Consider the following 14,087-nt stretch of genomic DNA (forward strand, 5'->3'; position numbering starts at 1 on the left):
GATTCGCATGTCCTTTACTCTCCCTTACACTGAACCGTCATGAGTTCCGCCACTGCCATCACTCCCACCCGTGCTGTAAACTTTCCCGAATGGTACCAGCAGGTCGTTCGCGCCGCCGATCTGGCGGAGAATTCCGAGGTCCGTGGATGCATGGTGATCAAGCCGTGGGGTTTTGGCCTGTGGGAGAACATTCAGCGCCAGCTCGACGCCAAGTTCAAGGAGACGGGGCACGTGAATGCCTACTTCCCTCTGCTCATCCCCTTGAGCTACCTGGAGAAGGAGGCCGAGCACGCCGAGGGCTTTGCCACAGAGTGTGCGGTGGTTACACACCACCGTCTCGAGGCACAGAAGCAGGAGGATGGCACCACGAAGATGGTTCCCACCGGCAAGCTGGATGAGCCCTTTGTCATCCGCCCCACCTCGGAAACCATCATCGGCGCCGCCTTCGCGCGCTGGGTGGAGAGCTATCGTGACCTGCCCCTGCTCATCAATCAGTGGTGCAACGTCATGCGCTGGGAAATGCGCCCTCGTCTTTTCCTCCGCACGGCCGAGTTCCTCTGGCAGGAAGGGCACACCGCCCACGAGACGGAGCAGGAAGCCATGGAGGAGGCAAAACTCATGCACGGCGTGTATGAGGAGTTCCTCACCACCAACCTCGCCATTCCCGTCATCCCCGGCGAGAAGAGCGCCCGCGAACGTTTCCCCGGAGCTGTGAACACTTTCACGGTGGAAGCCATGGTGCAGGATCGCAAGGCCATCCAGGCGGGCACCTCCCACTTCCTTGGCCAGAACTTTGCCAAGGCAGCAAACATCGAATTCCTCGGTCGTGACAATGTCCGCCATCTTGCCTGGACCACGAGCTGGGGCATGAGCACCCGTCTCATCGGTACCTTGATCATGACGCACGGGGACGATGATGGCATCATCCTGCCTCCCCGCATCGCTCCCACGCAGATCGTCATTCTTCCTGTCACTCCCAAGCCCGAGACCCGCGATGCGGTGATCGATGCCTGTGAGGCCCTGGCAAAGACGCTTCGCACCCAGACCTACCACAACGAGCCCCTGCGCGTGCACGTGGACAAGCGCGACATTCCCGGTGGCCAGCGCAACTGGGAGTGGATCAAGAAGGGTGTGCCCATCCGCCTGGAGTTCGGACCCCGCGACATCGAGAAGCGCAGCGTCGCCGTCTCCCGCCGCGACAAGACGCCCAAGGACAAGGAGTTCATCCCGAAGGAACAGTTCATCCGCGACGTGGAGGAGATGCTGGACAGCATCCAGACCACCCTGCTTCAGCGGGCCACCGCACTGCGCGACGCCAACACCAAGAAGCTCGAAACCGAGGCCGAGTTCCGCGAGTATTTCAAGGACGACGCCCCTGGAGGCTTCGCCCTCATGCACTGGGCAGGTACGAGCGAGGAAGAGGAGCGCATTGCCAAGGAGATGAAGGTCACCATCCGCTGCATCCCCAAGGGCGATCAGTATGCGGAAGAGGGGACCTGCTTCCTCACCGGCAAGCCCAGCAGCCGGCGCGTGGTGTTTGCGCGGAGTTACTAACCGCGCAAGCTGGCAAGCTTCCGGGAAAGCTGCATGAAACGCCTTGGACAGCCGGACTCAACGTTCCTGAGCTGGCCTTGGCGTTCTTTCGTTCTCCACGTTCTTGGCCTTGTCATTGGAGGCGTAGTTCTGGGTGCCGGAATCAGTGTCTGGATGGCGCGTGCCGGGAGGGTTGTAGAGACGGAGGTTACGCACCGCTTCGATCTGTCGGTTGGATTGGCCCTGTCTGCGATTCTCCTTTCCATCACCGTGGCTCTTCGATACTGGAAACGTGCACCGTTTTTCTGGGCCTGTTTTGTTGCTGGTACACTGCTCCTTGGCAGGCCCGTTTTTGGGGGTGGTTGCGTGCTCGTTGCAGCATCTTTCATGCTGGTTTCCAGTAAGTTGCGTGATGCAGCGATTTTCTGGGCCGGGACTTCAAAGTAGGTACACGTTTCCGAGGAATTGAGGATCTGAAGCGCGGTTAGTCCCTTTGGAGCGTAACGTCTTTCAGCGTCAGCAAACACCCGTTTGCCCTCCAGACAAATCGCGCTATCCTCTCCGTCCCATGTCTCTCGCCAAAGTCACCCAAGTTGCCGGCACCGCTGTTTACGTTCCAGGATCTGACATCGACACGGACCGCATCATTCCGGCCCGCTTCATGAAGTGCGTCACGTTTGACGGCCTTGGGGAGTTTGCCTTCTACGACGTGCGCAAGAATGCCGACGGCACAGACAGGGAGCATCCGCTGAATGACAAACGTTTCGAGGGGGCAAACATCCTTCTCTCCGGCTCGAACTTCGGTTGCGGCAGCTCCCGTGAGCATGCTCCGCAGGCGCTGTACCGCTTCGGCTTCCGGGCCGTCATCGCGGAGAGCTTTGCGGAAATCTTCTTTGGCAACTGCACCACGCTGGGCATCCCCTGCGCCGTGGCCAGCGGCCAGGACATCCGCATGCTGGCGAAGGAACTGGAGCGCAATCCGAAGCTGGAAGTCACCGTGGACCTCGTGGCGGAGAAGGTGCTTTTCGAAGACCAGGAATTCCCCATCGTGGTGCCGCACACCGCCCGCGAAGCCCTGACCACCGGCCAGTGGGATCCCATCGCCGAGTTGCTGAAGCACAAGGACGCGGTCGCGGACAAGGTGCGTGAGCTGAGCCTGGTGTAAGCCCAGGCTCCTTTCAGAGGGCGCGGCTATGGCCGCGCTCCAACTTTAGCCTCTGTGGGTCCAGAGGGTGTGGAGGATCATTCCAAGTACCCACCCTTGGAATACAACGGCGGCCCAGCCGAGAACGCCCCGTGCGTTCTTCTGCAGACGGATGAAGCCGATCGTGAGACAGGTGGTACTGATGACTCCCCCATAAAGGAGGGTCTCCACAGGGACGGGGCTGAGGTGGAACCCACCGCCAATCAGTGGCACCAGGAAGCCAAGGCCAAGGGTGCCGATAGCGGTGGTATCAGGCCAGTTACCAGGAAGAAATGACCAACGAGATGCAAGCCACACGACCATGGCCCCTATCGCCACGGCAGGCACCAAGCACTCAACTACTCTGCGCACATCGGCGTCAACGTACGGGAACACAGGTCACAGCCTATGTGGGGCTGAGCGGGGCTCCAAGGGATTTGTCTGGTTAGCTCTCTCTTGGGCCTGTGAGGCGCGTTTTCCAAGTGACCACGGTAGATTTGCGCGTGGGGATTGATTGCGGGTGGAGACTCGCCAGATTACCGCCACTTGCTCATGTCCACCGCAGAATCAGATCCCATCTACGTCATTGGTCACCGGAATCCGGATGCGGATGCGATCTGCTCAGCCATCGGCTACACCGCCTTCCTGCGTGCATCACGAGGGTCAGACGCCCGGGCAGCCTGTTGCGGGGAGATGAACACCCGCACCTCCTGGGTGCTGGACTACGCCAAGGTGGATGCCCCCAAGCTGCTCATGGATGTGCGTCCCACTGCGGCCACCGTCTGCCGCAAGAACGTGGTGACGGCCCGGCGGGAGGACACCTGCCTCTCCGTGCACCGGAAGATGCTGGCGTACGGGTTCCGCAGTCTTCCCGTCGTGGATGAGGAAGGGTGCATCGTCGGCATGCCCTCCCTGCAGGAGCTCGCGCAGCTCTTTCTCCCTTCCGAAGCCAGCGACGAAGATGCCAACCGCTATGTCCGCACCAGCGAGGCCAACATCGTGGCCGCGCTGGATGGCACCTTCCCCAACGGACGCGAAGCCCGGCAAGAGGTGGAGACCCGCGTCCTCATGGTGGCGGGGTCCAGCATGGGCACCACGCAGACGCGGATGAAGCGTTTCCCCCACTCCAGCGTCATGGTGCTGGTGGGCGACCGTCCGGATGTGCAGGAAATGGCCATCCGCAATGGCGTGGACTGCCTCATCATCACCGGCGGCTTCCAGGTGGACGATGCCATCATGGCGCTGGCCCGCCAGGAGGATGTGCCCGTCATCTGCACCCGCTATGACACCGCCAGCGCAGCGCAGCTCGTACGTTTCTCGCGTCCCATTGCGGATGCCCTGCATGACGACTTCCAGCGCTTCGCTGCCAAAACGCCGCTGAAGGAAATCCTGGTGCAGACCCACGATTCCCATCAACCGCTCTTTCCTGTCGTGGATGATGACAGCGGAAAGTTGATGGGTGTCTTTTCCAAGTCCGACCTCGTGGATGTGCCGCGGGCGAAGATTGTGCTCGTGGACCACAATGAGTTTGCCCAGGCGGTGACCGGTGCGGATGAGGCGGAGATCCTGGAAGTCATCGACCACCACCGCCTCAGTGGCAATCTGCGCACCAAAGAACCGGTTCGTTTCATCAACGAGCCGGTGGGAAGTACCAGTACCATCGTGGCCATGATGTACCGGCTGCGCAATCTGGAGCCGGACCGCGCCACCGCCATCTGCCTATGTGCCGGATTGATCTCAGACACGCTCAACCTCACCTCGCCCACGACGACCAGCACCGATAGTGAAATCCTTCCGTGGCTAGCTGGCATTGCAGGCATCGATGTCGCGAAGTTCACCGCCGAATTCTTCAGCGCAGGTTCCATGCTGCGGGACAAGCCGGCCGGTGCCGCGTTGGAGTCGGATCGCAAGGAGTTCGAGGAGAATGGATGGAAACTCAGCATCAGCCAGATTGAAGAGCTGGGGCTGGATGAATTCTGGAAACAGGAAGGCGCGCTGCGCGACGCCTTGGAGAACGTGGTCCGTCAGCGTGGGGTGCACTTCGCCTGCCTGCTGGTCACTGACATCACGCGGCATGACAGCATCCTGCTCACCGCAGGCAGTGACCGTGTGAGTGATGCGATCGAGTATCCCGAACTCAAACCCAAGGTGTTTGAGCTCAAGGGAGTGGTGAGCCGCAAGAAGCAGCTCTTTCCCTACCTCAGCCGTGTGGTGGCAAAATTGGTCGCGCCAGTCTGAAGAAAGACCGTCACCCATCGGCATAGGTCCGAGGAGCGATTAAAACGAATAATCCCGCCGTATTTTGACTCACAGAGACGGATGCGGAACGCGTAGCCGGCTCTTAACTTGAACTACGCCGATTGCTTAGATGCGTCCTCGCAGACAAGTGGGCGAAAATTTTGTTGGCTATCTATGTAGATAAACTCTGTATATGTGTGCATAAAGTGCACACAGCAATTTTTTCGATGTAGACGGCATCGTGCCCAGCGAATTTTCGCAGGCAAAGAATTGGAGCAACGTTAAACGGATCAGGGCAGCGCAAGTGTCTGTTTTCCTTCGAGGAAAAAAGAATTAGGCCCGGTGCTGCGAGTCACAACCAATGACAATACCATGTGTTGATGTTGAATTCACAGACGCATGTTTCCCGCTTGTCAAACTCACGCCGGTCGTATGCAATTTATCTATATTCATCTAGCGCGCTCATCTACTGACGACCGCTTGAGGGCGTCATAAACTGAGCGGAGTCCGTCAGTCTCCCCCCGCTGATGGACATGCGTCCTTCATCAAAAAAAGCCCCCCTCACCAAAAGAAATCCCTGCCAGAAAAAGAGAGACTCAATTCCTGACAAACGCGTGATCGAAGCGCGGCACCATCGTTGTAGCGCCCCTGCTGGCGCACGATGGCGTCAGTTCTAATCGACCCGTAGGAGCCTGTTGTTATCAGGCCCCCGCGTCATGGCCACCCTGTGGTTATGGCTGCGTTTGCCTTGAAGCCAAACCTCCCCTGCCCTTCACCCGTTCGCGCCTTCTCACCTCGGCCCACGACCATGAAATCCCCCAAGGCAAGAAATCCCTACGCAACATCCCCGCGGTATTTTTCAAGACTCGGCAGAGTCCTTGTTGGCCTGACATGGATTCTTGCGGGCAGCAGTGTCGCCTTTGCGCAATCACAACTGATCTGGGATATCAACTCCGGCACTGCGGGCGTGCAGGACGGAAGTGGCACGTGGTCCACAGGGAGTGGCAACTGGCTGAATCAGTCTACTGGAACCAATACCACCTGGCCGTCAGGGACGGGCACCATTGCCGAGTTTGGAAACGGCACGACTGGTCCCTCCAGTTCTTCGCGAACCATCACGGTGAACGGCACCGTGGGTGTGGCGGGCATGGTATTCAATCCATCCAGCACTGATGCCGCTTACATTTTCAACGGAGGCACCATCCAGTTTGCGGATGGAGCGAGGATTGAGCTTCTCAATGGATCCACCAGTTCGAGCGGCAACAAGCGTGTGGGATTCAACTCATCTCTCGCTGGAAGCAATGTCACCATCGCCAAAGTGGCAAGCACGGTGACAGACCCGTTGCTCACGACGGTGCAGCTCTTCGGAAACAATACGTGGACCGGCACGCTGACGTTGGCGGATGAGCTGAACAATACAAGTGAGGGCATGTTCGTTCAGGTGACTGCGAATGGGGTCAACAACCTGGACAAGGTGGTGGTAGGTGATCGCGTGACGCTCGGAATCAACCAGGCTGCCGACTACACGGTCGACATGGAGATCGGCGTTGGCTCTGGCGCACGTGGCGCCATCCGCTTCGACGCGGCCAGCGTTGCGGGGGGGCCTATTGGCGGATCCATATCCGGTCAGATCACACTTAGAGGCGATTCATCCATCTCGACAAATGCGACAGCTACCGTTGGCACCGTTTCGGGGAACATTGTCGAATCAAAACCCGGTTCGGTATTGACGATCAACAGTGCAGGCGGCGGAACCATCATCTTGAGCGGCGACAACAGCTTCACGGGAGGTGTGATCATCAATCCCGGAACTCTTCGCTTGGGGAGCACAGGCGCCCTGAACTCCGCAGCACCCAATGTGATCACCTTTGGTGCCTTTGCCACGGCTTCGACCGGAGTGAAAATCCTGCAGTTGAATGGCAATAGCGTCGCGGTCGGAGGCCTGCGAGTTGGCAACTCCGGATCGACCAACAACTTCGTGGAGAACGCGAGCGCGACAGCGGCAACCTTGACCATCAAAAACCGGCTGAACAACTACAGCTTCGCTGGCGTGATCCGCGATGGGACAGGCGGCGGGTCTCTCGGGGTGACGAAGACTGGAACTGGCACGCAGGCACTCACTGGAGCGAACACCTATACTGGGAACACCACGGTGGCGGCAGGCACGCTCACGCTAAACTTTGCGACGACGGCGAACAACGTGGTGAACAACACCACCAACAGTTCCACTCTTGTCACGCAGGGTGGCACGTTGCGTCTTGAAGGCGGAGCTAGCGTGGCGAACAGCCAGCGCTTCAATGGGCTCCGGGTGGAGAATGGATCCTCGACGATCCAGCTCGTACAGAATGCGACAACACCCCAGAATCTGTTGCTTTCCTTGGGGAACATCACGCGCACCGGAGGCTATGTGAACTTCGTGCTGCCGACTGGCACGCAAAGCGCAGTGAATGGCATCACCGCCACGAATGCCGCAGGCCTGCTCGGCACGTGGGCCACGGTGAATGGCGAAGACTGGGCCTCGGTGGATGCCGGCGGCAACGTGGTCGCATTTACCGGGTACCAGAACATCACGAACTTCTCCTCAGGCGCCGGAGCCAACGGAATCATCCCGGACAGTCCCACGGCTCATGTGAAGATCCTCGATGGAGGTACCAGTGGGAATGTGGTGCTGGCGGACGCGAACGGAACGACTGACATCGCTTCCCTGGTGGTGGATGCCACTGGGCCGACGACCATCGAGATCAATAACTATGAAGATCCCGGGCAGGGAACGCTTCGCATCGGAAAGGATGGCGCGATCATGCTCGCCGCCGGAGCGGGTGCACTTACCATTGGTGACGGATCGGATGTAGGAGGTTTTGTGACTGCTGGCGGACCCACGGATAACACGGCCGGGAATCTGGTGTTCTACAACTACTCCACCAATGCGATCACGGTGAATGCCGACATTGTGGACAACGGAACCGGTGCCGTGACGTTGGTGAAGAATGGATCGGGTCTGCTGGTGCTGAACAACACCTTCAGCACGTACACTGGCGGGACGGTCTTCAACGGAGGGACGGTGCAGGTGAAAAGTGATCTTGCCTTGGGGGCCGCGCCCACGAGTTTCGATGCTGACAACCTTACCTTCAATGGTGGTGCGCTCCAAGTTGTGCCGCTGAACTCCACCACCCCGTTCGTCTTGAATAGCAATCGGGGGATCACGCTGCTGGGTGGTGGTGGAACGATCACGGTCGCTGCCAATAATGCCATCTATAACGGAATCATCAGCGGTACGGGCGACCTTATCAAAAACGGTGGATCGGGCGTGAACGGGCAGTTGTATCTGGGTGGAGCCAACACCTACACGGGTGAGACCATTGTGCAGGCAGGTGCCATCGTGATTACCCACAATCAGGCCCTGGGGTCTACTGCAGGAGGCACTTCGGTTGCCAACACGGCACTGATCCGGCTGACCGATGGGATTGTGGTCACGGGAGAAACGCTCACGATCAACGGTAGCGGCAACAACCAGGGGGCCTTGAATCTCATTGGTGGGACTTCCGCCGCAACGGCTGCCACCGCGACCTGGGCGGGTGACATCGTTATCGGTACCGCAAGATCCCGCATTGGCGTGGACAATTTTGGCACGCTGAACGTGGCAGGGGTCATCCGGGATGGCACCGCCAACTCGATTGATTTTCGGTCGACTGGAAACGGCGGCGTGGTGCTGCTTTCCAACAACAACACCTACACAGGTGGCACGGGCATTGTCCGCGGCACCTTGAAACTGGGAGTCGATAATGCCCTGCCGACGGGAACCATCCTGACGGTTTATACGGTGAGCAACACTCCGACCGAAGCGGCTGAGACGACCGCATTCGATCTCAATGGATATGACCAGTCCATCGCCGGGCTCAACAGTGTCGCGCCTCTGGGGAATATTGATGTCGTGATCGTGACCAATTCCGACGCGGCGAACCTGTCCACGCTCACGGTCGATCAAGCCACGGACCAGACCTACAACGGCAAGATCACCGGAAACCTCGCACTTACCAAGTCGGGCACCGGCAAGCTGACGCTCACGAATACCTACAACGCGACCACGCCAACGGCGAGCACCAGTACATACACCGGCAAGACCACGATCAGCGGCGGTACGCTCGCTCTGACGGGAACAGGCAATCTGGAAGGCACACCGTGGATCCAGATTGATCAGGGGGCGACCTTCGATGTGGCGGGACGCACGGGTGGTGGGTACAACCTCACGAACAAGGTGGTATCCGGCTCCGGTACTGTGACTGGTAATCTTACCATCAGCGGCACGAGCGTCATCCGGCCGGGCGGCAACAGCGCGAGTGCCACGCTCGCCCAAGCAGGCAGCGGCACGGGAACGCTGACGATCAATGGTGACCTGACGCTGGCCACGGGTGGCACCCGTTCGCTTCTTCAGCTGGGCGGCACGAGCAGCAGTCTCTTCAATCCCCTCTCCGAAGGGAATGCTGAATACTTCGACAACGCGAGTGGCGGTGGACTCTACGACCAGATTGACATCAACGGCACGCTGAACCTGAGCGCGGGCGGCACCATCAAGGTGGAGTTTACGAACGGCTATTTCGCGAGCGCAGGCGATGTGTTCAACCTTCTGGACTGGATGGCCCTGGGAGCAGGCAACACCTTCACCCTGGCTGATCTCGATCTCAGTTCAGTGGCTTCGTGGGGTGGTGGGCTTCACTTTGAGACCGACAAGTTCCTCTCCCACGGAATTATTTATGTGGCGGTGCCTGAACCTTCGAAGGCGCTGCTGTTGCTCACCGGAGTGGTTTGGTGTGGCTTCCGCCGTCGGCGGCGGGCGCGGGGATAGCCGCTTACGCGTGAACGTCACAGGGGGCTCCTTTAGATCGGACTGTATCCAATCCTGAGATATCATGATAGTACCTAATGCAAATTTTCGCCGGTTCATGCCGGCATGGGGCTTCTCTCTCGTGGAGGTGGCGCTGGCCGTGGCCGTGATTGGTTTTTCGCTACTGGCAGTGGTGGGGCTCCTGCCTCCGCTGCTCGATACCGAACGCGATAACACCTTCCGCTCCATGATACCCAAGATCAGAGCCCAGGCCCTGGCGGAGCTGCGCGCCAAGCCCTACCCGACCGCTCTCCCCCATACAGAGAGCATGCTCTTCACGGATGGCGCGGAGCTCACCACAGATCCCAACAAAGCCATCTACAAATGTGAGGCCACTCTGACGGTTCCCATCGCCTCCGTAGCGGGGACCGACGGAGGTGTGCCCGACTTGAAGACCGATTTCTGTCTCGTGAAGCTGAGCTGCAGCGTGTTGAGCCGTCCCAAAGATACACCCGTTCAATTCCATGAATCCCTCGCCAAAGAACGATAACCATACCCGGTCCTGTAGCCGCGGGTTCACACTGGTGGAACTGCTTGTCGCCACGGCGGTGCTGAGCGTACTGGTGGTCATGCTCGCCCAGGTGATGAGCATGGTGAGTGACGCCTGGTCCGGCGGCACCGGACGCGCCGAGCGCCAGCAGAATGGACGTGCTCTTGTGGACTTTGTGGGAAGGGATCTGCGATCCGCCGCCCTGCCGGTGGATCCGTTATCCAATGGCCTTGTGCCAGACCTGCAGTTTGTGGTGAATCCAGCCGCCATACCGGCGCAGTTCCGCAATCCAACGGCCATCTTCTGGCAGGCGCCCATCGCCACGGACACCAGTAAGGGAAACATGGCTGAGATTGGCTATTTTGTGCGCTGGGATGAGTCGCACAATCCGCCGCGAGCGATGCTCTGCCGCGTCTTCACCAATCCAGGAGAGGCCCAGCACAAGGTCTATGATACGCTCGACTGGCTCAGCCAGGAAAAGCTGCAGGCGCTGGCTCCTGTGGACCCCACCACCGGATACCGCGGTTTGTTTGCTGAGAACGTGATCGGATTCTGGGCGCGCTGCCTGGATTCCACCGGCAATCTCATTTCCCAGGCTGAGAACGGAGGACAGCGCGGCGCCTTTGATTCTCGAAAGGACTACCTGGATACGTCCTATAACGGCGAGGGTGCCACCATCAACATCACCCGCAAAGCGCCGGTGCTGCCCTCGAGCGTGGAGATTTCCCTCCTGATGCTGGACTCGCGGGCAGCGGCGAGCATTACGCCTGCCATCATGGGCACGCTCAAGAGCCTGGTCTCCACCAGCGACAATGCCGCCACCTGTGAACGCCAAATCCAGGTGGATCCCACACTTCGCTCAATCATGCGGGGCATGACCGTGCAGACACTGAAAGTTCCCCTGGAAAACGCACCATGAAATCCTCACGCCATCTTATCCGCCAGCGGGCAGCCCGAGAAGGGATGGCCCTGATCATGACCATCATCATCCTCTCCATGATCACCATCATGGTGCTGGGGCTTGCCACCCTGGTCAGCAATGAAGTGGTGTCTTCCGGCGCGCATATGGATCGCGCCCGTGCGCAGTCCTATTCCCAGATGGGGGTGAATATGGTGACGGGGGTGCTGCGAGAAAACACCACCGATGCCAACAGGGTGTGGGCCACCTACCCGGGCGCACTCATCCTGCCCGCAGGTGATGCTGCCGATGGGGACCGCATCAAGCTGAGCCGCATGCTCCCGCTGCACTCCGGCCTCCCAAGCGGAGCGGGGATGGCGATGGATCCGAAAGACCCGGTCGCCCCGGCCAATCTGAACATCCAGACCTTCAATGACCAGAGTCCTCCCACGCATTTGATCTCGGATCAGCCGACGGACCCTGACAATCCCGCTAGCCCGGTGGCCACCATGCCACTGCGCTGGGTCTATGTGCGCCAGGATGGGACGCTGGATGACTCGGAGAAGCCGCGCCTCACGGATCAGAAAAATCCGATCACCGGCCGCTTCGCCTGGTGGACGGATGATGAGTCCACCAAGATCAACGTCAACACGGCGTGGAAACGAAATGCCGCCTCCGGAGGGACATCCATCAAGAATCCTTTCACCGTAAGCCACCCCACCAGCATCAACCTGATGAGCCTGGTCGATTACGGCATGACGCCTGCCATGGTGGACCGCATCCATACCAATGTAGCGCCGGATCCATTCAACTACAGTACCGTGCGCCGCTTCTACAATTCGGTGCGCGAGGTGCGGACCTTGAGTGAGCAGGATGCGGACTTCACCACCATGCTGAACAAGGCGAAGTTTGAACTGACACACTACAACCACGACCCGGACACCACGTTCTTCAACGAGCCGCGCATCGTGCTGACCACGGACAAGGCCAAGGCGAAGGGCCGGCCCTTCCTGGATATCAAGAAGGAAGGGGCGGCGGAGATATGGGATCCCATAGCGCACATCGATCCTTCCAAGCTGGCAACTACGATCAACATGCTGAACGGCTACCTCACGCGCAATGACTGGCCCGTGGCGCCGAACTCCAGTTTCCAGATCAAGTACTATTCAGGGAAACGGGAGCGCCTCACACAACTGTCGCTGAACATCATCAACTACGTGCGCTCGAAGGAGTCTGCTGGAGAGCCGACAACGAAGGCGGTCATCCCGGTACGTGGTGAACAAGTGCCTGGAGGAAGCTTCGTGCTGATGGAGGTCGCCACCTCGGTAAACGCCTACATCGGCATCACCCGATCTCCCAAGATCACCGAGATGGGGCTCTGGATGAACGGGACTTCCTCCGGTGCTGGCGATGCGGCGGGCTCCCTGAGGTACCCCGTGAAGTACAAGGTAGAAATCCATCTGCCCAAGAACTTCGGCCTCGATCAGATCAATCTCACGAATCTGGGCATGTTCGTTTCTATCAGTGGCACGGGGCTGACAGCCAGGCAGGCAGAAGGCAACATTACGCGGGCAGAAATCACGGGTGGCAATCCCATCCTGAAGGCTGGCGAATATGCGACCGTCACCCGCACGGAGTTTGTCGATGCAAAATCGAGGCCGACCACGGTGAATCTGCGCGTTGCCATTTCCAGGGTGAGACGCCTCGACGTGGCACCCCTGGGCGATCCTGCGCCCTGCACGCTGGATCCGAAAGAAACACCCGAAGCCGACATTACCTCCATCGAAGTGGATGACCCTTGTGTGAACTCGCACAAGGATGATTGGAAACGGCGCAGCTCAAAGAACAGCTTTGGCCGCAGGAATGATGGCGAGTCGGGAGGCAGGCAAATCTCGACACTGGGTTTGGCGTCTGACACGACCCCCAAGCAGGACAGAGACTTTAGTGGAAGCATCACTGACATCAGCATCCAGATGCCTCCTCCTGCGAAGGCGGCGGGAAATGAGAGTGGCGTAGTCGACTCCGTGGGTGAGCTCGGGTTCATCCACACGGGCATGGAAAGCGGGGCTGGCGCCGGCATTCCCTGGCGCACGCTGCACCTTCAACCGAACGATGATACCTCGCAGACGGTGCCAGATTGGGCCTTCATGGATCTCTTCACTGTGCCGGTCGACGTGCCGGACCGCGTGAAGGGCATCTTCGCCCCGCATGACACGAGCACGGCGGGACGGATCAATATCAATGCGCAGGTGCAGCCTTATGGGACAGATAAGATGGAAAGTCCCCTCGAGCGGCGGTTGCCCCTGGTGGCCCTGCTGAGCGGCGTGCCAAACAACAGTGCGGATCCGACCAGCGTCATCAGCATCGCGAAGGCGCGAGAGATCGCCCGGCACATCTATAACCGCGACCTGGCCAGCAACGGCCTTCGCAAAGGGAAGCGGTATGGGTATGCCGATGCTTATGATTCGCCCGGTGAAATCGTGGAGATCGCGGGGGTGGCAGACGGTGGGGAGGAAACCGAAGCCGTGGTGCGGGGCATTGCCAATCTGCTGACCACGCGTGGGAGCGTGTATACCGTTTACACCGTGGGACAGACACTCAAACAGACGCGAAATGGCGCGCTTGTGGTGACCGCCGAGAGCCGCCAACAGACCATGCTGGAGAGGTACACCGACAGCACGGCCCCGGACAAAGTTCGGTTTCGCAAGATTGAATATCAGCCCGTGACGCCGTAAGTTACTGGTATTGAGCTTGTTGGCTGGGCGTGCCTTCGTTGGCTTTTGCGGGTTTCCCCTCACGCTGCCGAAGGTGTGCGGGGATGCGTTTCCTATTTGCCAAGGCCCGGCAATCCGGTAATCTCTCT

General features: G+C 59.3%; 8 protein-coding genes. All 8 read left to right on the forward strand.

The window, feature by feature from the left end:
- Positions 1-39 precede the first annotated feature (39 nt).
- The 8 genes from proS to G5S37_RS31915 all read left to right on the forward strand — a co-directional run bounded on the left by proS (position 40) and on the right by G5S37_RS31915 (position 13,959).
- Complete coding sequence (proS, locus tag G5S37_RS31880; RefSeq protein WP_165211062.1) at positions 40-1,554, forward strand: proline--tRNA ligase; 1,515 nt, start codon at positions 40-42, stop codon at positions 1,552-1,554.
- A 33-nt stretch (positions 1,555-1,587) separates the two neighbouring features.
- Positions 1,588-1,980, forward strand: coding sequence for a hypothetical protein (locus G5S37_RS31885; RefSeq protein WP_165211065.1), 393 nt, complete (start codon positions 1,588-1,590; stop codon positions 1,978-1,980).
- Positions 1,981-2,101: 121 nt separating this feature from the next.
- Positions 2,102-2,698: a 3-isopropylmalate dehydratase small subunit gene (leuD, locus tag G5S37_RS31890; protein ID WP_165211068.1), complete on the forward strand. Its 597-nt coding sequence runs from the start codon at positions 2,102-2,104 to the stop codon at positions 2,696-2,698.
- Positions 2,699-3,268: 570 nt separating this feature from the next.
- A complete protein-coding gene (locus tag G5S37_RS31895) occupies positions 3,269-4,954 on the forward strand; it encodes a putative manganese-dependent inorganic diphosphatase (protein WP_165211071.1) in 1,686 nt (561 codons plus the stop codon).
- A gap of 808 nt (positions 4,955-5,762) precedes the next feature.
- A complete protein-coding gene (locus G5S37_RS31900) occupies positions 5,763-9,797 on the forward strand; it encodes an autotransporter-associated beta strand repeat-containing protein (protein WP_165211074.1) in 4,035 nt (1,344 codons plus the stop codon).
- Between the two features lie 64 nt (positions 9,798-9,861).
- A complete protein-coding gene (locus tag G5S37_RS31905; RefSeq protein ID WP_165211077.1) occupies positions 9,862-10,326 on the forward strand; it encodes a hypothetical protein in 465 nt (154 codons plus the stop codon).
- Positions 10,301-11,245, forward strand: coding sequence for a type II secretion system protein (locus G5S37_RS31910; protein ID WP_165211080.1), 945 nt, complete (start codon positions 10,301-10,303; stop codon positions 11,243-11,245). Before G5S37_RS31905 ends, G5S37_RS31910 begins: the two co-directional genes overlap by 26 nt.
- Entirely contained in the window at positions 11,242-13,959 is a 2,718-nt protein-coding gene (locus tag G5S37_RS31915) for a hypothetical protein (protein WP_165211083.1), read from the forward strand. The genes G5S37_RS31910 and G5S37_RS31915 overlap by 4 nt, the downstream gene beginning before the upstream one ends.
- The last annotated feature ends 128 nt before the right edge of the window (positions 13,960-14,087 follow it).

This window comes from Roseimicrobium sp. ORNL1, assembly GCF_011044495.1.
Lineage (GTDB): Bacteria > Verrucomicrobiota > Verrucomicrobiia > Verrucomicrobiales > Verrucomicrobiaceae > Roseimicrobium.